This window comes from Ruegeria sp. CG4, from assembly GCF_056537185.1.
Map to the genome: position 1 here is coordinate 1,036,089 of NZ_JBQFRB010000001.1, position 21,522 is coordinate 1,057,610.

The following is a 21,522-nucleotide window of genomic DNA, read 5'->3' on the forward strand; positions in this document are numbered from 1 at the left end:
AGGCTTGCCCGTTCTGCGGCTAGGGGCAATGATCCAGATCAACGCAACAAGGGCAAAGGATCGGGCAATGACACAATACGCAGCCATCATGCTGGCAGCCGGGGTCGGCGTGCCTCTGCTGGCGGGTCTGAATGCGGCCTTGGGTAAACTGATCGGGTCGCCGACCACGGCGGCAGTGGTTCTGTTCGCCGTTGCCCTGACCGCTTCGGCGCTGGTCATGTTGGTGTTTCCCGGCTTCGACGCGCTTTCAAAAATTTCAGAAGCCCCGAAGCACCTGTTCCTCGGCGGCGTTCTGGTCGCCTTTTATGTGTTGTCCATCACCCACGTGGCCCCGCATTTTGGCGTCGGTAACGCAGTGTTCTTTGTCCTGCTGGGCCAGTTGATCAGTGCAGCCGCCATTGACCATTTTGGTCTGTTTGGCGCCCAGATCACACCCCTAACCTGGATGCGGGCGGGCGGGATTGCTGTTATGGCAGTTGGCGTCGCCATCACTCAACTGGCTTGAGAACACCGCCGTCCAACCGCACGATCCGGTCCATCCGCGCGGCCAGATCCGGGTTGTGAGTGGCGATCAACGCCGAAAGCCCCTCACCCCGCACAAGTGACATCAGCGCATCGAAAACCTGATCCGAGGTCTCAGGGTCCAGATTGCCGGTCGGTTCATCCGCCAGCAAAACGCGCGGCGCATTGGCCAGCGCCCGGCAGAATGCAACGCGCTGTTGCTCTCCTCCTGACAGGGCCGCCGGGCGATGATCGGCGCGGGACGCAACCCCAACCCGCCCCAGCAGTGACATAGCCCGTTCACGGGCAGCTTTTTCGGATACGCCATTGGCCAGTTGCGGAAGGGTTATATTCTCAAGCGCCGTGAATTCCGGCAGCAGATGGTGGAACTGATAGACAAATCCCACATCGCGCCGCCGCAATGCTGTGCGGGTACGGTCGCCTTTGCCCGAGGCATCCTGACCCGCAATTTCAACCGATCCGGCATCGGGGGCATCAAGAAGCCCGGCAATATGAAGCAGCGTCGACTTTCCGGCACCCGACGGTGCCACCAGCGCCACAGCCTCACCCGCGCGCAGTTCCAGATCTGCACCGCGCAGAACCTGAACCTCGCCCGGAGTGCCCCTCAGATAGGTCTTGGTCAGACCGTTCAGCCGCATCGTCACATCATTCATAGCGCAGCGCCTCAACCGGGTTCAGCCGCGCCGCACGACGAGCAGGGAAATAGGTGACAAGAAAGGACAGACCCAACGAAAGCGCGACTGCCTTGAGCACATCGGTCAGGTGCAACTCGGCGGGCAAAGCGTAGATGCCCCGAATGGACGGATCCCAGACACCGCCTCCCATGACGTAGTTCACGAAGGAAAAAATCGGATCGATATAGATGGCGAAAAGGCACCCAAGGATCACGCCCATCACCGTTCCGATGATGCCGGTGAATGCCCCGCAAATGAAAAACACCCGCAGAACGGACCCTTCACTCAGCCCGATGGTGCGCAGGATGCCGATGTCCCGCCCCTTGTTCTTGACCAGCATGATCAGGCCAGAGACGATATTCATCGCCGCGATCAGCACCAGGATCGACAGGATGATGAACATCACGTTGTCCTCGACCTCGAGCGCGCGCAAGAACCCGCCCGAAGCGTCCTGCCACGTCCAGATCTGGCTGCGCTCGCCTGCGGCCTCAAGTATCGGTATCAGGATCGGGTTCAGTGCCTCGGGCTGCGCGACCATCACCTCGATCTCATCCGCGACACCTTCGCGGTTGAAAAAGATCTGCGCCCTGTCAAACGGCATGTAGACCCGGGTCCGGTCAATATCGTAGCGGCCGGCCGAAAAGACATAGACCACGCGGTAAGCATTCACCCGCGGCGACGTGCCAAAGGCGGTTTTGACCCCGTTGGGCGAGGTCAGCTTGATCGTATCGCCGACTGTCGCCCCGATGCTGCGGGCAACGCCGGAACCAAGGGCAACCACTTCTTCACCGTCCTGAAACCCGGACAGATCACCAATGGCTTGTTCACTTTCAGCAATACCCGGCAAATCCCGCAGGTCGTCGGGGCGAATGCCAAAGACCTCGACCCCGCTGCTGCGGTCGCGGTTGGTGATCAGCACCTGTCCCTTGACCAATGGCGCGGCCCGCTCGACCCCGTCAACCTGCGCGATACGCGCGGCCATGCCGTCAAAATCCGCAATCGTCCTGTCAACACTGCCCTGCTGGCCGATCTGGCCAGCCGAATAGACGGTGACATGCGCGTTGGCTCCCAAAATGGTACCGACAAACTCGGACCGGAACCCGGACCGCACCGCCAGGGTCGCGATCAGGGCAAACACGGCCAGAGTGATCCCGATCAGGGAAATCCAGGTCATCACGCTGACGCCGCCTTCGGCTCGACGGGCGCGCAGATAACGCCAGGCGATTTTCCATTCAAAAGGGGCAAAGGGCGGGGGTGTGGTGGCCATGCCTGCTCCGGTTTTTCTGTTTGCGGCGACCCTTTCGGCATTTGCCCGGATGGTCAAGCGACTTGTCACCGCCAGTGTCTGTGCTAGCCGGAAAGGGCCGAAGTTTGATCCAATACAGCCTTTGTTCTGGCCGGGTCGCTGATGCCGCGGCTTTCCAATGCCTTGAATACCCGTTCGCGCAGATCTTCGGGCAGTTTCGAAACCGCCCGATTGTGCAATCCAAGGCTGAGTGACTGCGGATCGTCCAGTCGTGACACCTGCGCACTCAGAACATCCTGCGAATAGGTGGGCCACAAACCGACGCTGTTGTTTTCAATCGGCTGAAACCAAGGCCCGTAACCTTCAGGTGAGCCCATACAAAACGCGTTAAGTAGCATGAACTCGGAAGGCCGCCGCCGCGACGCAAAGAGAGCCTGCACCGAACCGTAACGCGCATTGATTTCGTCCAGCAGCGCCAAAACAAGCGATCGTCGGACCGGGAACGGTGTCGCAAAGTTCGTTGTTTCAAGATCGGCGGTATCGGGCTTGTTAACCCCAAGTGCCTCCAAACTCTCAGACAACCAATTGCGGTGAAAATCGCTTTGAACCGGAATGAACGGGATTTGGGCAGCGCCATCCTGTGAAAAGAACTCAGATTGTTCAAAGGAGCGCAAAAACACGTTCTTGGTATCCAGGATAACGATATTCTCAGCATCTGCCACGCGTGCGGCACCCAGTTTCAGCACCTGCTGAGCGCGATACCCGTTGTTGCCCCGCCACCCGCCTTTTCGGGCGAACGGAATCCGGAAACGGTTCTCGATCAGGACCCGGTCACGCCAGGGCCGTTCTGAACAATGCCCGGTGCCCAGCAATACGTCGTCGCCGCTTAGCACCTTAACCTTGGGCAGCAACGGACCATAAGACGGCAGGATTGGATCGATCTTCTGTCTGAGCGACGCCTCGTCAATGTCGTTCATGATAACATGGATCGATGCGACATTTCGGGGGTCAACGAACCGGGCAAATGACAACGCCTGCAATTCCAGCAAGGGATAGTCCTTGGAATACACAACCGTTGCAAAACTCAGCACGTCCGTATCCCCCGTCTCAACCAGACCGATTTACCACTCTGATATCTTGTGTCCAGCCCGGCAATTGCAATGCCGGAACGAATCAAACGCGGTCGGTCCGTCTGGAAGGGCTCGGGCTTAAGGCGACAGAGCAACAAGCGGGCTATACCAATAGTTGTGACATCCTTCACAGACAGCGCTGAATTGTTTCACCTATGATATCAATGCGGGTATTGCGTGAATTATTGAACTCAAAATGCAACATTTTCAGAGTAATTTTATTTCAAATTTTGATTATTCTGAGAAATTTTGACACCCTGTAATGGGGGAACACATTTCGGAGCGGGGGTCGCTCATGTTAATTAAGCGGAAGACCGAGGTGTCGGGTTCTATTGTGGCCCGAACGGCATCAACAGAACTCGATTGCGAAACAGCGGCTCTGCTGCGCGCAGCAATCCGCCCGTTATTCGCCAGCGCGGCAAGCTGGGGTAGCCTGGCGGACATCCTGAAAGACAAAGGATACAGGCTGGCATTCCGAAGGGGCCGCCTGTGCATCACCGACAGAACATCCGGCGAGCGGGTCTGTGGACTGCGTTTTCTTGGGTTCGAATTCAAGGATCTGGTGCGTAAGCTTGGGCGTCCGATTGTCGTCGCCCATGGCGGGCAGGCAGATGGAGAAGTTCTTGCGGCACGCCCATCCCGGAACGGCACTTGAATTAAGAAACTAGAACTTTCGCCAAAACTGCACCGAACGGCGCAGGGTCTTTAACAGGCAATGGCGTGCGGCCCGTTTGATCGCCTCGGGCGTATCGGGTCGACGCAGAACTTCAAGCATCAGGTTGGCCGGCATGTGTCCGCGCCGATAGTATCCAAAGAAATCCTGCTGCGTCAGCCCATGGGCCGTTTTGAAATCCGCGTAGTATTGCATCCAGACACGGGCATAGTCCTGCCCTGTTGCCTCATCGTCGCTGGTCACACCTCTTTCCCAGAACAACGAGACCGGATCATCCATCCGCTCGCCCTGATAGCCACCACCGACCAGGCGCAGCATCAGGTCGTAATCGGCAGCAACGCGAAACTGCGTGTCATGTCCGCCCAGTGCAAGAAAGACATCCCGTTTTATGAAAACCGAGTTATGGCAGAACGGCATCCGCTGCAGGACCGCCGTAAGTGACATCCGTTTCTCCCGGCTTTCCGATCCGTCCGCGTGCTTGCGCAGTGTCGACCCGAACAGGAAATCGGGCGCGGTTGCCTCAAGCCGATCCGCCGCCATGTTAAGCACATCATCTGACGCCAGAGCGTCGTCCGAGTTCAGGAACAGCAGATACGTTCCGCGCGCGGCCTGTGCCCCCTTGTTCATCGCATCGTACAGACCGGCATCCGGTGCGCTGATCACGCGTGTACGCAGGGCGTCTGCCGTCGCCTCATTCAGAAACGCAGTTGTTCCATCCGACGAAGCGCCATCCTGAATGACGTGCTCGGCCCGAACGCAGTTCTGCCGCGCCATGCATTCGATGACGCCCAGAAAACTGTCCTGCCGCCCTTGGGACAGCAGGTTGTAAGTCGCCGTGATCACCGAGATCAGCGGCGTGTCGGTCTGCTCAGGCGATCTGCTCATAAATCCCGGCGATCTTGGTGACCGCGGCCTCGGGGCTCAGTTCCTCACTTTCGCCGGTGCGACGGCTGGTCAGTTCGACCACGCCGTTCTTCAGGCCGCGCGGACCGACAGTGATGCGCCACGGCAGGCCGATCAGGTCCATGGTTGCGAATTTGCCCCCTGCCCGCTCGTTGCGGTCATCATAAAGCGGCTCAAGCCCCAGCGCGGTCAGTGCCTTGTAGATCCTTTCGCAAGCCGTATCCGCTTCTTCATCACCCTGTTTCAGGTTGACGATACCGCAATGGAACGGGGTCACGCCCTCGGGCCAGATGATGCCCTTGTCGTCATGGCTGGCCTCGATGATCGCGCCGATCAGGCGGCTGACACCGATGCCGTGGCTGCCCATGTGGACCGGAACCGGCTTACCGTCGGGGCCTTGCACGGTTGCACCCAGCGGTTCGGAATACTTGGTGCCGAAATAGAAGATCTGGCCGACCTCGATTCCGCGCGCCACGCGACGGCGCTCTTCCGGGATCTGGTTGAACAGCGCCTCGTCATGGGTTTCGTCGGTGCGCGCGTATTTCGAGGTAAACTCCTCGAGGATCGCCTGACACTGCTCGCGGTTGTCATAATCGATCTCGCGGTCGCCAAAGGTCAGATCGGTGACAGCACTGTCATAGAAAACTTCGGACTCGCCGGTATCAGCCAGAACCAGGAACTCATGCGTGTCGTCACCACCGATGGGACCGGAATCGGCGCGCATCGGGATGGCTTGCAGCCCCATACGCTCGTAAGTGCGCAGGTAGCTGACCAGATGGCGGTTATACGCGTGCAGCGCGTCTTCCTTGTTCAGGTCGAAATTGTAGCCGTCCTTCATATAGAATTCACGACCACGCATCACGCCGAAACGGGGGCGGATTTCATCGCGGAATTTCCACTGAATCTGATAGAGGGTCAGCGGCAGATCCTTGTAGCTGCTGACATGGCCACGGAAGATGTCGGTCACCAGTTCCTCAGCCGTCGGCGTATACAGCATGTCGCGCCCGTGACGGTCCTGCATTCGCAGCATTTCCTGACCGTAATCGTCGTAACGTCCGGATTCGCGCCACAGGTCCGCGGATTGCAAAATAGGCATCTGGATGGCGATATGACCCGCCCGCGCCTGTTCCTCGTGCACGATGTTTTCCAACTTGCGCAGAACTTTGAAACCCAACGGCAGCCACGAATAAATCCCGGCCGCGGCCTGTTTGATCATCCCGGCACGCAGCATCAGCCGGTGGCTGACGATCTGGGCCTCCGAGGGGGTTTCCTTGAGAACGGGCAGAAAGTAACGGCTGAGGCGCATTGTATGACCTTCAAAGGTGAGAATTCGACTTCAAAGCTGCTTATTGCAAAGCCCCGCCGGGGGCAATCGGCCATTGGCGATTTTGCGACCTCGGAGCAGTCGGTTTTTTGATTGACCCGCCAGTCAGCATTCAGGATGGTGCGGGAACATTTTCTCAGGAGGTCCCCGTGCAAACCATTCAGGAACCCGCCCGCCAGATCCCCGTAGTTCATCAGACGGACGTTCTTGTTGTAGGTTCCGGCCCCGCCGGCCTTGCCGCCGCACTGGCAGCGGCAAGGGCGGGGGCGGAAGTGTCCTTGGTCGACCGCTTCGGTTGCATGGGAGGGAACATCACCACTGTCGGTGTCGAAGGTTTCGCCTGGTATCGCCACGAACAGACGGTCGAAGCTGGCGGCATCGGCATGGAGTTCGAAACCCGTGCCAAGGAGATGGGCGCTGCGGTGCCGGAAAGCCAGTCGCTGAGCTATGAGCTCGACAGCGAGGGCTTTAAACTGGTGGCAGACAAGCTGGTCGAAGAAGCTGGCGTGCATCCGATGCTGCACCGTCAGTTTGTTGCGCCGATCATGGAAGGCAACCGGATCACCGGGATCATCACCGAATCCAAGGCAGGGCGCGAGGCGATACTGGCCAAGGTGGTGATTGATGCCACCGGGGACGCTGATGTGGCTCACCGTGCTGGCGCACCGACCCACAAGACACCACGCGAAGACATGATGGCGGCCTCGGTCATGTTCCATCTGGCCGGTGTCGACAAACGGGCGTTCATGGAAGGTGTCAAATCCGACCCGCAGACCTACAAGGACTGGGGCGGCGGCGGTGAGTGGAACATCGAGACGAGCGGCAAAGAAGACGACATGTTCTCGCCCTTCGTGCACAAACCGTTCCAACAAGCCATTGATGAGGGGCTGATCCCGCCGCATCTGAACACCATCGCCGGTACATGGGGTGCAATGCATGACACGGGTGAGCTGACCTACATGAACCTCATCCATCTGGCCGAGATAGACGGCACCGACCCCGACAGCCTGACGCGCGGCGAGATCGAAGGCCGACGTCAGTCGATGCTGGCCATCGAGGCGCTGCGCCGGTTCATGCCCGGTTGTGAAAACGCCCGTCTGCGGAACTTTGGGATGACGATCGGCATCCGCGACACCCGTAAGATCGACGCGATCTATAACATGACCGAGGATGACGCCCGCCATCAGGGTCGGTTCGAAGACACGATCGGCATCTACCCCGAGTTCATCGACGGCTATGGCATCCTGATCTTGCCGACCACAGGCCGATACATGCAGGTCCCTTACCGATCAATGCTGCCAAAAGGCGTGCAGGGCCTGCTGGTGGCGGGGCGTTCCCACGGCGCAGACCGCGTCGCCCATGCCGCGACCCGAAATATGGCCTGCTGTGCGGTCATGGGTCAGGGTGCCGGAATTGCAGCGGCGTTGTCCCTCAAAAGCAATCAGGACGTGCACGAATTGAACCTGAGCCCGGTTCACGCCGAACTTGAACGCCAGGGGGTGAGGATCAACTGATGGACCATATACCTACAATCGACATTGCCCCCCTGAACGACAAGGCTCATCCGGGCTTTGACACCACCGTTCAGCAAATCCTGGACGCTTGCACCAGCATCGGCTTCCTATCGATTACAGGCACCGGTGTTCCCCCGAATATGGTCGAGCAGGTTCGGGACTGCGTTCGTGAGATCTTCGGCATCGATGACAGCAGCAAATGGGATCAGGCCATCACCCGTGACAATTATCGCGGCTATATTCCCATGGGATTTTTCACCCCGAACGACGGATCGGGGACCGCCGACAAATACGAAGGCTATAAGTTGCATTTCGAAACCCCATCGGATGCGCGTATCCGTCAGGACTGCGCCCTTTATGGGCCAAATCTCTGGCCGCGCGAAGTCCCGGGCGCACAGGACGTCATCCTGAATTACTGGGCTGAACTGGATCGCGTAACAGACCATTTGCTTGGGGCGCTCGAAGCCGGGTTGAAGCTTGAGCCGGACAGTCTGCGTAACGCGTTCCGCGACCCGATGACCAATATGACTTTGCTGCACTACCCGCCTCAGGCCGCCGAGGAAGCGGGCTATGGCATTCATCCGCACAAAGATACCGACGCACTTACCATCATCGCGCCCGATCCCGTCGGCGGGCTCGAGGTTCAGACGCGGGCCGGAGACTGGATTACTCCGGATTGCCCGCCCGGAGGCTTTGTCGTCAATATCGGCGACATGCTGGAGCTTTGGTCGGGGGGACGGTTGAAATCAACTCCGCACCGGGTCGTCAACCGATCGGGGCAGGAAAGGTATTCCTTTCCGTATTTCGCCGTGCCGCGTCATGATGTTGTCATCCAACCCCAATTGCCACCCCTACCCGGCTTTGACCGGCCCGCAGTCCATTGCGGGCACTGGTCGGCAGAGATCTGGCGCACAAACTGGTCAGATGAAATGGCGGATGAGGAAACCCCCGAACTAGGAACATTGCACAGCTGACACCCCAAAATCTCAGCGGGCATGAACCACTTGCATCGCGGGCGCGCATGGGCCAAGAACACGTGCAAGAGCCAAACTCAGGGGACCGATATGGCCTTGCCCGTTAAGGATCAGCTCAGATACTGGGGCATCGCCGCAGTGGTGATTGCCCTTCTTTTGTGGGCTCTTGGGGACGTGCTTCTGCCCTTCGTCATCGGTGGTGCGATTGCATATTTTCTGGATCCGGTCGCGGATCGGCTTGAAAATCTGGGTCTCTCGCGCATGGCGGCGACGGGCATCATCACCGTAGTCGGTGTGCTGGGTTTCGTCCTGGCGATCCTGATGGTTGTTCCCGCATTGATCACTCAGCTGATCGATCTGGTCGAGATCATGCCCAGCCTGTTCAAGGAACTGCGCGGGTTTATAGAACGACAATTCCCGTCCCTGCTGGACCGTCAGTCCAACTCGCATCAGTTTCTGGTTTCTCTTGGCGAGACCCTGAAATCGAAGACCGGCGATGTCCTGCAAACGGTCGTTGCCTCGTTGGGATCGGCAATAAACGTGGTCGTTTTGCTGGTCATCGTGCCGGTGGTTACCGTTTACCTGCTGCTGGACTGGGACCGCATGATTGCGCGTATAGCCGAGCTTTTGCCGCGTGACCATGCGCCGACAATCAAGAAGCTGGCCGGGGAAATCGATGATGTCCTGGCCTCGTTCGTGCGGGGCATGGGAACGGTCTGTCTGATCCTGGGCACGTACTATGCCATCGCGCTGATGCTTGTTGGCCTGCAGTTCGGGCTGATTGTCGGGTTCATTGCCGGGCTCGTCACCTTCATCCCGTATCTGGGGGCGCTGATCGGCGGCACGCTGGCGATCGGGCTGGCGCTGTTTCAGTTCTGGGGTGACTGGGCCCATATCGGGCTGGTCGCTGGTGTATTCGCACTTGGGCAAGTGACCGAAGGCAATTTCCTGACACCCAAACTTGTCGGCAATTCGGTCGGCCTGCATCCGGTCTGGCTGCTGCTCGCGCTGTCCGTGTTCGGGGCACTGTTCGGTTTTGTGGGCATGTTGGTGGCTGTTCCGGTCGCCGCAGCGCTCGGCGTTCTGGCCCGGTTTGCCACTTCGAAATATCTGGAAAGCCGCCTGTATACCGGGCTGGAAGGGCTGGATCAGGAAGACAAGTAAATGGCACGCCAGCTCAGCTTTGACCTTCCGGCGAAAACCGCGCTGGGACGCGAAGATTTTTTTGTTTCCCCCGCCAACGCTCTGGCGGTGGCAATGATTTCCGCCTCGTCCTGGCCAGGCAACAAACTGGTGCTCAGCGGGCCGGCAGGTTCGGGGAAAACACATCTGTCGCATGTATGGGCGGCGGAAACCGGCGGACGGATCATTTCGGCCACCGGTCTGAAGCACAGCGAGGTGCCTGAGTTGGCCCGGACTTCGGTCGCGGTCGAAGATGTACCCATGATCGCAGGTGACGCTGAAAAACAGAAAACGCTGTTTCATCTGCACAATCTTGTTCTGGCCGAAGGCCACGCGCTGTTGATGACCGGACGACTGGCGCCGAAGCTATGGCAGCTGCCTCTGGCCGATTTGCAAAGCCGTATCGAAGGCGCCCATCAGGTCGCCCTGGACCCGCCTGATGACGCCCTCTTGGGGGCCGTGCTGGCCAAGCTGTTCGTGGACCGGCAGCTCAACCCCGGACCCGAGGTGATTTCCTATCTGGTCAAGCACATGGACCGGCGTTTCGAAACTGCGGCAGACGTGGTGACCCAGTTGGACAAACTTGCACTGTCGGAAAGGCGCGACATCACACGGGCGCTGGCGATCCGGGTTCTGAAACACCATGCCGGCGACGGCCATTGAAGAGATTGACCCGAATCCGGTGATTTCGCATCCTGAGACAGGAATATCTGGGAAAGACATGGATCAGACTATCGATACCACCATCCCCGACTGGGGACCTTTCGGAAGACCGCTATTTTCTGATCCCCGCGTCAGGGACTTGTCCCGGGTCGGTGTTGTCGATGTCGGGTCGAACTCGGTCCGTATGGTCATATTTGACGGGGCCGCCCGCTCACCCGCGTATTTCTACAACGAAAAGGTGATGTGCGAACTGGGCGCGGGTCTGTCGGAGACCGGGCACCTGAACCCCAGAGGGCGTGTTCGCGCTTTGGATGCCCTGCGCCGGTTCCAGCATCTGGCCGACAACCTTGATCTGCCCGGTCTGCACGTTGTCGCAACCGCCGCGGTACGCGAAGCCAAGGACGGGCAGGAGTTTTGCGACGAGGTCAAAGCCGAAACCGGTCTGCACGTTTCAATCATCGATGGTCTGGAAGAGGCCCGTTTCTCCGCGCAGGGCGTGCTTCTGGGATGGCCGGGTGCATACGGTCTGATCTGCGATATTGGCGGTTCATCCATGGAACTGGCCGAGATCGGCGAAGGCCAGACCGGCCGCCGCGTGACATCGGCGCTGGGTCCGCTGAAACTGCGGGACATCAAAGGCGGGCGTCGCGCCCGCAAGGCGCATATCAAATCCACCATGGAAGAGCTGCGCGATCAGTTGGGCCCCCAACGGGATCGCCTGTTCCTGGTCGGCGGTAGCTGGCGCGCCTTTGCACGGCTGGACATGCTGCGGCGGGGTTATCCGCTGAACGTTCTGCATGAATACAGGATGACCCACAAGCAGGTGCGCGAAACCATCCGGTTCATCGAAAAGGGCGACCCCGAGAAATTGCGCAGCCGGGCCGGTGTTTCCAGCTCACGCATGGCGCTGATCCCTTACGCGATGGATGTGCTGTCCCGACTGATCCGCACTTTCAAACCCAAGGACATCGCCATTTCAAGCTATGGAATCCGCGAAGGGCTTCTGTACGAACAGATGCCGCAAAGCCTGCGCGATTGCGACCCGCTGATCGAGGCCAGCCGCTTTTCGGAAGCCAAGGACGCCCGTCTGCCCGGTTTTGGAAAACACCTGTTCGATTTCGTCATGCCGCTGTTCAAATCGGCCCCGTCAACCCGCGTCCGGCTGGTCAAGGCCGCTTGCCTTCTGCACGATGTCAGTTGGCGCGCTCATCCCGATTATCGGGCAGAGGTCTGTTTCGACTACGTGACCCGCGCCAATCTGGGTGGGCTGAAGCATTCGGAAAGGGTGTTCATTGGTCTGGCCTTGCAGCACCGCTACCGCAACAAACGCGAAGGTAACCGGTTCGCGCCGCAATATGAACTGCTGGATGAAAAGAGTCAGAAGCAGGCCGAGATTCTGGGCAAGGCAATGCGCTTTGGCGCAATGCTGTGGATGAAGAATGACGCCACGATGGGCAAACTTCGTTATTTCCCAAAGAAACGCCAGTTGGATCTGATTTTGCCGAAAGCCGCCGAACCGCTGTTCAACGAAACCGCCGAAGCACGCTTCGGCTCTCTGGCTCAGGCATTGAAGTCCGAGACCAAGGTTATCATCAAGGGGTAATCCCCTGTAAACGCTCAGATATCCGTTACACCTTCGTCCGGCTCTGGTTTTTCCTCAGGAGTTTGCGGGGTGTCGTCCTGCGGTTTCCGGCGGATGATGATATCGCCATTGGGCAGGATCTCCGGTGCCTCATAAACGCTCCAGTCCTGTATCTCCTTGGTCATTTCTGCCAGTGCCGGTCCCATTTCCTCAAAAAAGGACAGCATGGCAGGACCAAACTGTTCAGCCAGGTCGCGCAAATCATCGAGCGTGGGCTCCATTTCCTTGCGCAGGCCTTCGAAGAAAAGCTCGGCGCCGCGCTCCATCAGGGACTTGCCGGTATCTTCCTGCGCGCTGGCTGGGAACGCAGTGGACGTCACGATCAGACTTATCAAAAGCACTCGTTTCATGGGGCCAAACATAAGCACTGCGGGAAGGCGTTGAAAGATCACAGGTCAATATCCAGAGTTACGGGAAAATGGTCCGAGGCCGTCAGCAGTGCGTCCCGCAATTCCGCGTTCGAACGGATCGCGTCGTCCCGCAACGGATGCCAGATTCGCCAGACCGGATTTCGCTGGCGCAGCGGATCGCTGATCATGATGTAATCCAGCAATGCCTCAAGAAAATCTCCCTTGTCCCGGCGCACAAACCGGGCCGTCGAAGGTGTTTCCCCGCCGACAGAGCCGTAGGCGGTTGCGGCATTGGGATCAAACAAACCGGACTGCAACAAAATCTCGACGGATGAGCGCCCGAACAGGTTCTCGAACTCGTCCAGGCCCGGGCCGTCATTCAGATCACCCAGCAAAATCACCGGTTCGTCCTCGGCAATGTGCTGTTCGACGCGCCGGGCCAGCCAGATCGCCTGAGCCAGTTGTTTGCGCCGGTTGGAAATTGAAATCCGGATCGCCTCGTCCCGGCTTTCCGCGCCGTGCGGCGCTTTGGATTTCAGATGTGCCCCAATCAGGCGAAATTTCGCACCCGACTTTGTTTCCACCGCCAATTCCATCGGTGGCTTTGAAAAAAGCACAACATCCTCGGTTGCGTCGATATCCAGATCAATCCGAAATTCGGTGTCAAACCGGGGTGCTGTCTGATGGTCGAATGGCTGCGCAGACCGCGTCTTTGGATCATGGCGCACCATCATCAACTGAGGATCAAACAAAAGTGCCAGTTCCTGATGGGTTTCATTGGCAAAGCCCATGACCGCATGAGTGGTGCGCAAATCGAAGGCTTCCGCAAAACCCTGCAACGCGCGGACGGTGTTCTGGGTTTTACCGGTGTTTGGGGCCTCAACGATCAGAATGGCATCTGCGTCGATGGCCGTCAGAACCTTGGCGATCGCCTCGACCTGCTGGGCCCGGGTGACATCATAGCGGCCGGACCAGCCGTCATCGACGATCAGACGATCCTGGCGATCAAACAAGTTGGCGAACCATTCGATATTGTAGGTCGCCAAACGCATCCGTTCAGACCTTTGCACCGTTTATTTCGTCCCAGGCGCGGTTGATGTCGATCATCTTTTTCTCGGCCAGCCGGATTGCCTCCTCGGGCACGCCGCGCGCCATCATGGCGTCAGGATGGGTTTCGCGCACTAGCTTGCGCCAGATGTTGCGAATTTCGGTCAACGGCATGTCCCTTGTCACGCCCAGAACGGTATACGGATCGTTTGGGGCATCCGGCACGAACCGGGCGCGCAGCGCCAGAAACTGAGCGTCGGTTTGCCCGAATATCCGGCTGACTTCTTCCAGAAACTCGTTTTCGTTCGGGTGATAAAACCCGTCGGCCATGGCGATGTGAAACAGGCCTTCCATCAGGTCGCACAACGTCGTGCTGTCTTCGTCGAACATCCGGGCGATCTTGCGGGCATAGTCCTGATAGCCAGCCACGTCGGTACGGGCCATGTTGAACACCCGCGCCGCGCCTTCTTCGTCTTCGCGGGCAATCTGGAACACATCGCGAAAGGCCGTAACCTCGTCCCGCGTCACCTGCCCGTCTGCCTTGGCCATCTTGGCCCCCAGCGCGATTACAGCGATTGTAAAGGCCACCGACCTTTCGGGCGGTGAGCGCAGTTTCTCAAAAACGGCAGTCAGGCTTTCACCTTGTGCCAGTGCGCTCAGCGCATCGGATATACGGGTCCAGATCGACATGGCCGCACCCTAGCGCCACAAATCGCGCGTGTCAGGTGCGACAGATCAGTCCTGACCAATAATTTTCTGCATCAGTACCAGATCCAACCTGCGGCCCCATTTGCAGCCCACTTGGGGCATTCGTCCGACTTCGGTGAAACCGATGCGAGCGTGAAAGGCGATGGCCCCCGGATTTTCCGAGGAAATTCCCGCCACAAGCACGTGGACGCTCTCGGCCCGGGCCACCTCTTCCAACCGGCTCATCAACGCGCGGCCGATCCCCTTGCCACGTGCTGATGGAGCAAGTTGAATCGAGTGCTCGCGGCATTCGGCATACCCCGGCCCGGATCGGAACCGAGTATACGAAGCGAAACCGACAACCTCGCTATCCAGTTCAGCCACCAAAAACCCCGCACCGCGGGCTTCTATGTCGGCTGCAATTCCCGCGGCAGACCGCTCCTCGGATGTGAACGTAACCAGGGTATCCCTGATGATCGCGTTGGCAATATTTGCAATCGCCGGTGCATCCGCAATCTGTGCCTGCCGAACCCTCATTCCAGAACGCGACGTCCGTTTGGTGTCTCGAATTCAGCGCGCAGGCCCGGCGGGCCCTGGTGAAATTCAACACCCTCAACCGGTCCGGTGCTTAGGGCAAGTTTCGCGGCTTCGGGATGGGACACCAGCAATCTCAGCAACCGGCAACCACTGGCCTGCAACATTCCCGCGGGGTGCAGATCGCCCTGCCACTGTATGAGTGCGGGATAGAGGTTGTCATAAGGCAGGCGCCCGGACGATGGCACGATCATGCGCCAGCGCAGCGCCCCGCGCTCCAGATCTGTCGGGTCGAACGGGCCACCCGGCACGGTGGCCGCCTCGATATCCTTCACACGGCAGATCCAGTTGGACAGGCGCGGTGCACCCTGAAACCGGTCCAGATCGAACCACCGGGTGCGCTCAGGTTGCGCCGCATTCGGGTCAACTGCAATCGCTTCCAGATACAAGCCATCTTCAAGTCCGAGCAGCTTGTTATAAGTACCGAATTTCTCATGCTTGCCGCCTGTCTCAAGCCTGACCCCCAAGGCGTCCTCGACATGCGCGGCAGCAGCCTCCAGCGTTTCCCCTGCGACGGCCAGATGATCCAGTTCCATTTCCACCCCATCAAAAAAAGCAGCGCAGAAAACGCGCTGCCTTTCCCAGTAAAGCTGTCCTAGGACATCTGCGCCACAAGATTCTTCGTTGAAAAATCTTGTCTGGGCCTTACCCCTTGGCTTCGCCGATCAGGCGCAGAATATCCTGTGCCGCTTCGGGGATATTGGTGCCCGGACCAAAAATCGCTTTGACGCCGTGGTCGTAGAGGAACTGATAATCCTGCTGTGGGATCACCCCGCCGCAGATCACGATGATATCCTCGGCACCGGCTTTCTTGAGTTCCTCGACCAGTTGCGGGGCCAGTGTCTTGTGGCCTGCCGCCTGAGACGAGATGCCGACCACGTGGACGTCATTGTCGACGGCATCCTGGGCTGCCTCGGCCGGTGTCTGGAACAGAGGGCCAACGTCGACGTCAAACCCGATATCCGCAAAGGCGGTCGCGATCACCTTGGCACCCCGGTCATGACCATCCTGCCCCATCTTGACGACCAGCAAGCGGGGGCGGCGGCCTTCAGCCTCGGCGAAATCTTCGATGGACTTCTGGATCGCGGCAAAACCTTCGTCACCCTCATAGGCCGCTCCATAGACACCGGCCAGCGTTTTCACTTCGGCGCGGTGGCGGCCGAATTCCTTCTCCATTGCCATGCTGATCTCTCCTACGGATGCGCGGGCGCGGGCGGCCTCGACGGCGGCGGCAAGCAGGTTTCCGCCCTCTTGGGCAGTCTTCGTCAACGCGTCCAGCGCCTGTTGGCAGGCGGCCTCATCGCGGGTAGCACGGATGCGCTCCAGACGTGCAACCTGTGCCTCGCGCACGGCGACGTTGTCGACGTCGAGAATGTCGATCGGGTCTTCCTGTTCCTTGCGGTATTTGTTGACGCCGACGATCACCTCGTCACCCCGATCGATCATGGCCTGACGACGCGCAGCACTTTCTTCAATCCGAAGCTTGGGCATGCCGCTGGCCACGGCCTTGGTCATGCCGCCCATCTCCTCGACCTCTTCCATCAGGGTCCAGGCTTTGTCGATCAGCTCGTTGGTCAGGCTTTCGACGTAGTAGGAACCCGCCAGCGGATCGACCACATCCGTCACGCCGGTTTCCTCCTGCAGGATCAATTGCGTGTTCCGCGCGATGCGGGCCGAGAAATCGGTCGGCAACGCAATCGCTTCGTCCAAAGCATTTGTGTGCAGCGACTGGGTGCCGCCCAAAACCGCGCTCATCGCCTCATAGGCGGTACGGATCACATTGTTATAGGGGTCCTGTTCCTGCAGCGACACGCCGGAAGTCTGGCAATGGGTACGCAACATCTTGGATCGTTCGGACTTTGCCCCGAACTCGGTCATCACGCGATGCCACAGGGTCCGCGCGGCACGCAGTTTGGCAGCCTCCATAAAGAAATTCATGCCGATCGCAAAGAAGAACGACAGGCGACCTGCGAACTTGTCCACGTCCATCCCGGCTTGCGTCGCGGCACGAACATATTCGCGCCCGTCAGCCAGCGTATAGGCCAGTTCCTGCACCAGGTTCGCTCCGGCCTCTTGCATGTGATAGCCCGAAATTGAGATCGAGTTGAACTTGGGCATCTCGTTCGACGTAAAATCGATAATATCCGAGATGATCTTCATCGATGGTTCAGGCGGATAGATATAGGTGTTGCGCACCATGAACTCTTTCAGAATGTCGTTCTGAATGGTGCCGGACAGGACGGACTTGTCGTGGCCCTGTTCTTCGCCCGCAACGATGAAGCTTGCCAGAATCGGAATCACCGCGCCGTTCATCGTCATCGAGACCGAGACCTTGTCCAGCGGAATGCCGTCGAACAGAATCTTCATGTCCTCAACGCTATCAATGGCCACACCAGCCTTACCGACGTCTCCGACAACGCGCGGGTGGTCACTGTCATAGCCCCGGTGCGTCGCCAGATCGAAGGCCACCGACACGCCCTGCTGACCGGCCGCCAGGTTGCGGCGATAGAAAGCGTTCGACTCCTCGGCGGTGGAAAAGCCCGCATATTGGCGGATGGTCCACGGACGGCCTGCGTACATCGTCGCCTTTACACCGCGCGTAAACGGCCCGAAACCCGGCAAAGACCCCATATGCAGCAGTTCCGCCGTGTCCTCAGGCGTATACAGCGGTTTGACGTCGATGCCTTCCAGCGTTTCTTTGGTCAGATCATCCAACGGACGACCGCGCAGCTCTTTCTCGGCAAGCGCTTTCCAGTCCTTCGTGTCGGTCATTTCGATTTCCTCTTATCAATTCGGGGCGCGGCCGGTTTGCGACAGCACGCGTATGTTCAATCCCGCACTTCAATCCGGCCCGGGCGCGGAAAATTGAGCGTTGAGTGCAAATCGCTGGTCGCAATCGCCTGCACAGTGGCTATATTCAGTGGAACAGGAGGCCATATGACACGCACGCTTGCCCTTGTTTTCTCGGCACTATTCCCGCTGGCCGCGCTGGCCGCCGATGGCACAGCACCAGCAGATGACAGTTTTGTCCGACCCGCTGGCGACAGCGAACTGGACGAATTCCTATGGGTCAGCCGACCCATCGTTGTCTTTGCCGATACACCTGCCGATCCACGGTTCCAGCAACAGATCGACATGCTGCTGGAAGGTGAAAACGCCATGCGCGACCGCGACGTTATCGTGCTGACGGATACCGATCCCAAGGCCCGGTCGCCCATTCGGTCACAACTGCGCCCGCGTGGATTCCAGATGGTGTTTGTCGACAAGGACGGGGTGGTGAAACTGCGCAAGCCCAGCCCGTGGAGCGTGCGCGAGATTGGCCGGTCCATCGACAAGACCCCCTTGCGCGAACGCGAGATTCGCGAGCGGCGCGAGGGCGGCTGAGAACTTTCGCCAAGCCCATTGGCCCCGGCGATGATCGCCGGTGGCCCTTGGAGATATGACAAAAGCGCAGCCATGGTCACTCGAATTCCATGATCACGTCGTCCACGGCGAGACTGTCGCCGGGACCTGCGTTGATCTTCGAGACCACGCCTTTTTTCTCGGCGCGAAGGATGTTCTCCATCTTCATCGCTTCGACGGTGCACAGCGCCTGACCTTCCTGAACCTCCTGCCCCACTTCGACGTCGATCTTCACGATCAGGCCGGGCATCGGGCACAGCAGCATTTTCGAAGTATCCGGCGGCAGTTTTTCCGGCATCAGCCTGGCCAGTTTGGCCTGACGCGGCGTGCGCACGTGCACCTTGATATCCGCGCCCCGGTTTCGGATGCGGAACCCGCCCGAAACCTTGCCCACCTTCAGCACCAATGGATTGCCATCCACATCCAGTACTGCCAGTTGATCACCTGGCGTCCAGTCTGAGGACACACGGTGCACGGTGCCATCCGCGAAGCTCACCGTTGAACCTCCGGGGTCGGCGGCAATCGTTGTGTCAAACTCCTGCCCCTGCAACGTCACCGTCCATTCGGTGCCAACCTTGCGTTCGTGGTTGTCCATCCGGCCCGATACGCGGGTACGGCGAATTTCGGCAACCCGGTGCATGGCAGAACACGAGGCCGCAATCCGCCGCAACTCGACCTCGGGCAGTTGAACCCCATCGAAGCCGTCTGGGTATTCTTCGGCAATAAACGCCGTGGTCATGTCGCCGCTGACGAATTTCGGGTGATCCATGACGGCAGACAGAAACGGCAGGTTGTGGCCGATGCCTTCAACCTCGAAACTGTCCAGCGCCACGCGCATCGCCTCAATCGCCTGCTCGCGGGTTGGTGCCCAGGTGCAGAGCTTTGCGATCATCGGGTCGTAATACATGCTGATCTCGCCGCCCTCATAGACGCCGGTATCATTGCGCACTGCAGCCTCGCCCGAGGGGGCCTCACCCTGCCATTTGCCATTGACTAGCAACGGACCGGCTGCGACTTCCTGCGGCGGACGATAGCGAGTCAGACGGCCAATCGACGGCAGGAAGTTGCGATACGGATCCTCGGCATAAAGACGGTTTTCGATCGCCCAGCCTGTCAGGGTCACGTCATCCTGCGTAATCGATAGCGTCTCACCTGCGGCCACGCGGATCATCTGTTCCACCAGATCGACGCCGGTAATCAGTTCCGTCACCGGGTGTTCCACCTGCAAACGGGTGTTCATTTCGAGGAAGTAGAAATTCTTTTCCCCATCGACGATGAATTCCACAGTGCCTGCACTGGCGTAGTTCACAGCCTTTGCCAGCGCGACCGCCTGTTCCCCCATCGCCTTGCGTGTTTCGGGATCAAGGAACGGCGACGGTGCCTCTTCCACCACTTTCTGGTTCCGGCGCTGGATCGAACATTCGCGTTCGCCCAGATAGATGCCGTTACCATGGCTGTCGCAAAGAACCTGAATTTCGATGTGCCGCGGCTGGGTCACGAATTTCTCGATGAAAATCCGGTCGTCGCCGAAGGAATTGGCCGCTTCGTTCTTGGACGACTGGAAACCCTCGCGCGCTTCTTCGTCATTCCATGCAATCCGCATCCCCTTGCCGCCACCACCGGCACTGGCTTTGATCATGACGGGATAGCCGATGTCGTTCGAGATCTTGACCGCCTCGTCGGCATCTTCGATCAGCCCCATGTAACCGGGAACCGTCGAAACACCGGCGTCCTGCGCGATCTTCTTCGAGGTGATCTTGTCACCCATGCTTTCGATCGCACCCACCGGGGGGCCAACAAAAGCGACGCCTTCGGCCTCAAGCGCTTCGGCGAATTTCGAGTTCTCGGACAAGAAGCCATAGCCGGGATGGACCGCCTGTGCACCGCTTTGACGGATGGCATCCATCACCTTGTCGATCACGATGTAGGACTGGTTCGCCGGTGGCGGTCCGATATGCACCGCCTCATCCGCCATCGAAACGTGCAACGCGTTCTTGTCGGCGTCAGAATAAATGGCGACCGTACCGATACCCATCTTGCGAGCGGTCTTGATGACCCGGCAGGCGATCTCGCCCCGGTTGGCGATCAGGATCTTGTTGAACATGAGACGTCCTTTGGCTTGGTGTTCTGGAAATGCAAAACGCCGCCGCAGGGGACTCCCCCCGCGACGGCATTCTGCATGATGGCGGACGGGGCGGAACGCGCCCCGAAAAGCTTGGAGTTAGTCGCAGGTACCCTGCGACTTGCAATACAGTACGTTGCCCGCGGCACCGACCGCAGCGCCGACGACCGGGTTTGCGTCCAGAACGACCGCGCCCAGGGCGCCCGCTCCGCCGCCGATGACCGCTTGTTCGCCGGTGGTTTCGCCACAGGCCGCAAGGCCTGCGCAGGCCGCGACCACAAGGAAGATGCGTGAGGTTTGCATGGTTTCTGCCCCTTCAGATTTCTTGGTTTCCTTGCGGCCAGATGCCGGAAGCCCGCATTGTTATGCAATAACAACGGCGGCAACCAAACTTTTTGCGCAGTTTTTTGCCGCTTGTTGCCTATTGCCTGAGAAAAGAAAAACGCGGGCAGGATATTGTGGGGAACACAAGCCTGCCCGCGATAGGAAGGGGTACGGAATAGTAGGTGCTTGTGCGACGCAGGCAAAGTAGAGCCGCACGGCCCTTCCACCATGCACGGCACAATCCAGGCAGCAAACAAAGTATTGTTTCCACCCCGAATACCGGCTGGATTTTGCCCATCCTGCGTAATGCCGCGCAATTTCGCGCCGACAAGACCTTTGCCGTATCCATATTTCAGCACGCCAGAAGGTGTCACATTCCTGTTACAGACCCGGTTTCCAAGGGCGATTTGGGCAAAAGGCAAATCACGAACGCCATGAATTTCGAAGGCCAAATTTTCTCTCGAATTCCGTGCGTTACGACCCTCTTTCACCCACACGTGAAGGTGCTTGGGATTTCCCGCACGATTGCTTGAGAAATCGGGCCTATTT

Annotated in this window: 21 protein-coding genes; 8 read left to right on the plus strand and 13 right to left on the minus strand. The window is 58.9% G+C overall.

From position 1 onward, the window contains the following. Window positions 1-67: 67 nt before the first annotated feature. Complete coding sequence (locus tag ACR0J2_RS05140; RefSeq protein WP_170609975.1) at window positions 68-505, plus strand: DMT family transporter; 438 nt, start codon at window positions 68-70, stop codon at window positions 503-505. On the opposite strand, the gene ACR0J2_RS05145 is transcribed toward ACR0J2_RS05140, so the two are convergent. The 3 genes from ACR0J2_RS05145 to ACR0J2_RS05155 all read right to left on the minus strand — a co-directional run bounded on the left by ACR0J2_RS05145 (window position 489) and on the right by ACR0J2_RS05155 (window position 3,533). Then, on the minus strand, window positions 489-1,175 hold the full coding sequence (locus ACR0J2_RS05145) for an ABC transporter ATP-binding protein (protein WP_170609973.1): 687 nt from the start codon (window positions 1,173-1,175) through the stop codon (window positions 489-491). The two genes, ACR0J2_RS05140 and ACR0J2_RS05145, sit on opposite strands and share 17 nt — an antisense overlap. After that, the gene (locus ACR0J2_RS05150) at window positions 1,168-2,463 is read right to left on the minus strand and encodes a lipoprotein-releasing ABC transporter permease subunit (protein ID WP_480811860.1); all 1,296 of its coding nucleotides are present in this window, start codon (window positions 2,461-2,463) and stop codon (window positions 1,168-1,170) included. The genes ACR0J2_RS05145 and ACR0J2_RS05150 overlap by 8 nt, the downstream gene beginning before the upstream one ends. Window positions 2,464-2,546: 83 nt before the next feature. Next, on the minus strand, window positions 2,547-3,533 hold the full coding sequence (locus ACR0J2_RS05155; protein ID WP_480811861.1) for a DUF6492 family protein: 987 nt from the start codon (window positions 3,531-3,533) through the stop codon (window positions 2,547-2,549). A gap of 334 nt (window positions 3,534-3,867) precedes the next feature. Here ACR0J2_RS05155 and ACR0J2_RS05160 point away from each other — a divergent pair, with 334 nt between their 5' ends. Beyond that, a complete protein-coding gene (locus ACR0J2_RS05160) occupies window positions 3,868-4,227 on the plus strand; it encodes a hypothetical protein (RefSeq protein ID WP_480811862.1) in 360 nt (119 codons plus the stop codon). 9 nt (window positions 4,228-4,236) lie between these two features. On the opposite strand, the gene ACR0J2_RS05165 is transcribed toward ACR0J2_RS05160, so the two are convergent. Continuing rightward, window positions 4,237-5,130 carry a glycosyltransferase family 2 protein gene (locus ACR0J2_RS05165; RefSeq protein WP_480811863.1) on the minus strand — a complete coding sequence of 298 codons (894 nt, stop codon included), beginning with the start codon at window positions 5,128-5,130 and terminating at the stop codon, window positions 4,237-4,239. After that, on the minus strand, window positions 5,114-6,454 hold the full coding sequence (gene proS / locus ACR0J2_RS05170) for a proline--tRNA ligase (protein ID WP_170609964.1): 1,341 nt from the start codon (window positions 6,452-6,454) through the stop codon (window positions 5,114-5,116). Before proS ends, ACR0J2_RS05165 begins: the two co-directional genes overlap by 17 nt. 167 nt (window positions 6,455-6,621) lie before the next feature. Here proS and ACR0J2_RS05175 point away from each other — a divergent pair, with 167 nt between their 5' ends. The 5 genes from ACR0J2_RS05175 (at window position 6,622) to ACR0J2_RS05195 (ending at window position 12,408) form a co-directional block, all read left to right on the plus strand. Next, window positions 6,622-7,986 (plus strand): FAD-dependent oxidoreductase, encoded by a 1,365-nt coding sequence (locus ACR0J2_RS05175; RefSeq protein ID WP_480811864.1) that lies wholly within the window; start codon window positions 6,622-6,624, stop codon window positions 7,984-7,986. Next, on the plus strand, window positions 7,986-8,960 hold the full coding sequence (locus tag ACR0J2_RS05180; protein WP_480811865.1) for an isopenicillin N synthase family dioxygenase: 975 nt from the start codon (window positions 7,986-7,988) through the stop codon (window positions 8,958-8,960). The genes ACR0J2_RS05175 and ACR0J2_RS05180 overlap by 1 nt, the downstream gene beginning before the upstream one ends. Before the next feature lie 90 nt (window positions 8,961-9,050). Further along, a complete protein-coding gene (locus ACR0J2_RS05185; RefSeq protein ID WP_170609960.1) occupies window positions 9,051-10,124 on the plus strand; it encodes an AI-2E family transporter in 1,074 nt (357 codons plus the stop codon). Further along, a complete protein-coding gene (locus tag ACR0J2_RS05190; RefSeq protein ID WP_480811866.1) occupies window positions 10,125-10,805 on the plus strand; it encodes a P-loop NTPase family protein in 681 nt (226 codons plus the stop codon). Window positions 10,806-10,863: 58 nt separating this feature from the next. After that, window positions 10,864-12,408, plus strand: coding sequence for a Ppx/GppA family phosphatase (locus tag ACR0J2_RS05195; RefSeq protein WP_170805314.1), 1,545 nt, complete (start codon window positions 10,864-10,866; stop codon window positions 12,406-12,408). A 14-nt stretch (window positions 12,409-12,422) separates the two neighbouring features. Here ACR0J2_RS05195 and ACR0J2_RS05200 read toward each other — a convergent pair whose 3' ends face one another. The 6 genes from ACR0J2_RS05200 to scpA form a co-directional block, all read right to left on the minus strand. Further along, a complete protein-coding gene (locus ACR0J2_RS05200) occupies window positions 12,423-12,797 on the minus strand; it encodes a hypothetical protein (protein WP_170824812.1) in 375 nt (124 codons plus the stop codon). 38 nt (window positions 12,798-12,835) lie between these two features. Further along, complete coding sequence (locus ACR0J2_RS05205; protein WP_170681990.1) at window positions 12,836-13,849, minus strand: endonuclease/exonuclease/phosphatase family protein; 1,014 nt, start codon at window positions 13,847-13,849, stop codon at window positions 12,836-12,838. 4 nt (window positions 13,850-13,853) lie between these two features. Further along, window positions 13,854-14,534, minus strand: a complete 681-nt coding sequence (locus tag ACR0J2_RS05210; RefSeq protein ID WP_170609951.1) for a molecular chaperone DjiA — start codon at window positions 14,532-14,534, stop codon at window positions 13,854-13,856. 45 nt (window positions 14,535-14,579) lie between these two features. Beyond that, window positions 14,580-15,068: an N-acetyltransferase family protein gene (locus ACR0J2_RS05215; protein WP_480811867.1), complete on the minus strand. Its 489-nt coding sequence runs from the start codon at window positions 15,066-15,068 to the stop codon at window positions 14,580-14,582. Continuing rightward, entirely contained in the window at window positions 15,065-15,661 is a 597-nt protein-coding gene (locus ACR0J2_RS05220) for a VOC family protein (protein WP_480811868.1), read from the minus strand. The genes ACR0J2_RS05215 and ACR0J2_RS05220 overlap by 4 nt, the downstream gene beginning before the upstream one ends. A gap of 109 nt (window positions 15,662-15,770) precedes the next feature. Further along, window positions 15,771-17,897, minus strand: coding sequence for a methylmalonyl-CoA mutase (scpA, locus tag ACR0J2_RS05225; RefSeq protein ID WP_480811869.1), 2,127 nt, complete (start codon window positions 17,895-17,897; stop codon window positions 15,771-15,773). Between the two features lie 165 nt (window positions 17,898-18,062). On the opposite strand from scpA, the gene ACR0J2_RS05230 reads away from it, so the two are divergent. Then, entirely contained in the window at window positions 18,063-18,509 is a 447-nt protein-coding gene (locus tag ACR0J2_RS05230; protein WP_480811870.1) for a DUF4174 domain-containing protein, read from the plus strand. A 76-nt stretch (window positions 18,510-18,585) separates the two neighbouring features. Here the strand turns inward: ACR0J2_RS05230 and ACR0J2_RS05235 are convergent, their stop codons facing one another. Beyond that, on the minus strand, window positions 18,586-20,631 hold the full coding sequence (locus ACR0J2_RS05235) for an ATP-binding protein (RefSeq protein WP_480811871.1): 2,046 nt from the start codon (window positions 20,629-20,631) through the stop codon (window positions 18,586-18,588). 117 nt (window positions 20,632-20,748) lie between these two features. Next, entirely contained in the window at window positions 20,749-20,952 is a 204-nt protein-coding gene (locus tag ACR0J2_RS05240; RefSeq protein ID WP_170609939.1) for a hypothetical protein, read from the minus strand. Between the last annotated feature and the right edge of the window lie 570 nt (window positions 20,953-21,522).

What these genes read in the sequence shown, in the direction of transcription:
- proS (WP_170609964.1), bottom strand. Translation starts at nt 6,454, where the DNA reads ATGCGCCTCAGCCGTTACTTTCTGCCCGTTCTCAAGGAAACCCCCTCG.
- ACR0J2_RS05185 (WP_170609960.1), top strand. Translation starts at nt 9,051, where the DNA reads ATGGCCTTGCCCGTTAAGGATCAGCTCAGATACTGGGGCATCGCCGCA.
- ACR0J2_RS05235 (WP_480811871.1), bottom strand. Translation starts at nt 20,631, where the DNA reads ATGTTCAACAAGATCCTGATCGCCAACCGGGGCGAGATCGCCTGCCGG.
- ACR0J2_RS05145 (WP_170609973.1), bottom strand. Translation starts at nt 1,175, where the DNA reads ATGAATGATGTGACGATGCGGCTGAACGGTCTGACCAAGACCTATCTG.
- scpA (WP_480811869.1), bottom strand. Translation starts at nt 17,897, where the DNA reads ATGACCGACACGAAGGACTGGAAAGCGCTTGCCGAGAAAGAGCTGCGC.
- ACR0J2_RS05180 (WP_480811865.1), top strand. Translation starts at nt 7,986, where the DNA reads ATGGACCATATACCTACAATCGACATTGCCCCCCTGAACGACAAGGCT.
- ACR0J2_RS05220 (WP_480811868.1), bottom strand. Translation starts at nt 15,661, where the DNA reads ATGGAACTGGATCATCTGGCCGTCGCAGGGGAAACGCTGGAGGCTGCT.
- ACR0J2_RS05205 (WP_170681990.1), bottom strand. Translation starts at nt 13,849, where the DNA reads ATGCGTTTGGCGACCTACAATATCGAATGGTTCGCCAACTTGTTTGAT.
- ACR0J2_RS05215 (WP_480811867.1), bottom strand. Translation starts at nt 15,068, where the DNA reads ATGAGGGTTCGGCAGGCACAGATTGCGGATGCACCGGCGATTGCAAAT.
- ACR0J2_RS05190 (WP_480811866.1), top strand. Translation starts at nt 10,125, where the DNA reads ATGGCACGCCAGCTCAGCTTTGACCTTCCGGCGAAAACCGCGCTGGGA.
- ACR0J2_RS05140 (WP_170609975.1), top strand. Translation starts at nt 68, where the DNA reads ATGACACAATACGCAGCCATCATGCTGGCAGCCGGGGTCGGCGTGCCT.
- ACR0J2_RS05195 (WP_170805314.1), top strand. Translation starts at nt 10,864, where the DNA reads ATGGATCAGACTATCGATACCACCATCCCCGACTGGGGACCTTTCGGA.
- ACR0J2_RS05165 (WP_480811863.1), bottom strand. Translation starts at nt 5,130, where the DNA reads ATGAGCAGATCGCCTGAGCAGACCGACACGCCGCTGATCTCGGTGATC.
- ACR0J2_RS05240 (WP_170609939.1), bottom strand. Translation starts at nt 20,952, where the DNA reads ATGCAAACCTCACGCATCTTCCTTGTGGTCGCGGCCTGCGCAGGCCTT.
- ACR0J2_RS05230 (WP_480811870.1), top strand. Translation starts at nt 18,063, where the DNA reads ATGACACGCACGCTTGCCCTTGTTTTCTCGGCACTATTCCCGCTGGCC.
- ACR0J2_RS05200 (WP_170824812.1), bottom strand. Translation starts at nt 12,797, where the DNA reads ATGAAACGAGTGCTTTTGATAAGTCTGATCGTGACGTCCACTGCGTTC.
- ACR0J2_RS05160 (WP_480811862.1), top strand. Translation starts at nt 3,868, where the DNA reads ATGTTAATTAAGCGGAAGACCGAGGTGTCGGGTTCTATTGTGGCCCGA.
- ACR0J2_RS05210 (WP_170609951.1), bottom strand. Translation starts at nt 14,534, where the DNA reads ATGTCGATCTGGACCCGTATATCCGATGCGCTGAGCGCACTGGCACAA.
- ACR0J2_RS05150 (WP_480811860.1), bottom strand. Translation starts at nt 2,463, where the DNA reads ATGGCCACCACACCCCCGCCCTTTGCCCCTTTTGAATGGAAAATCGCC.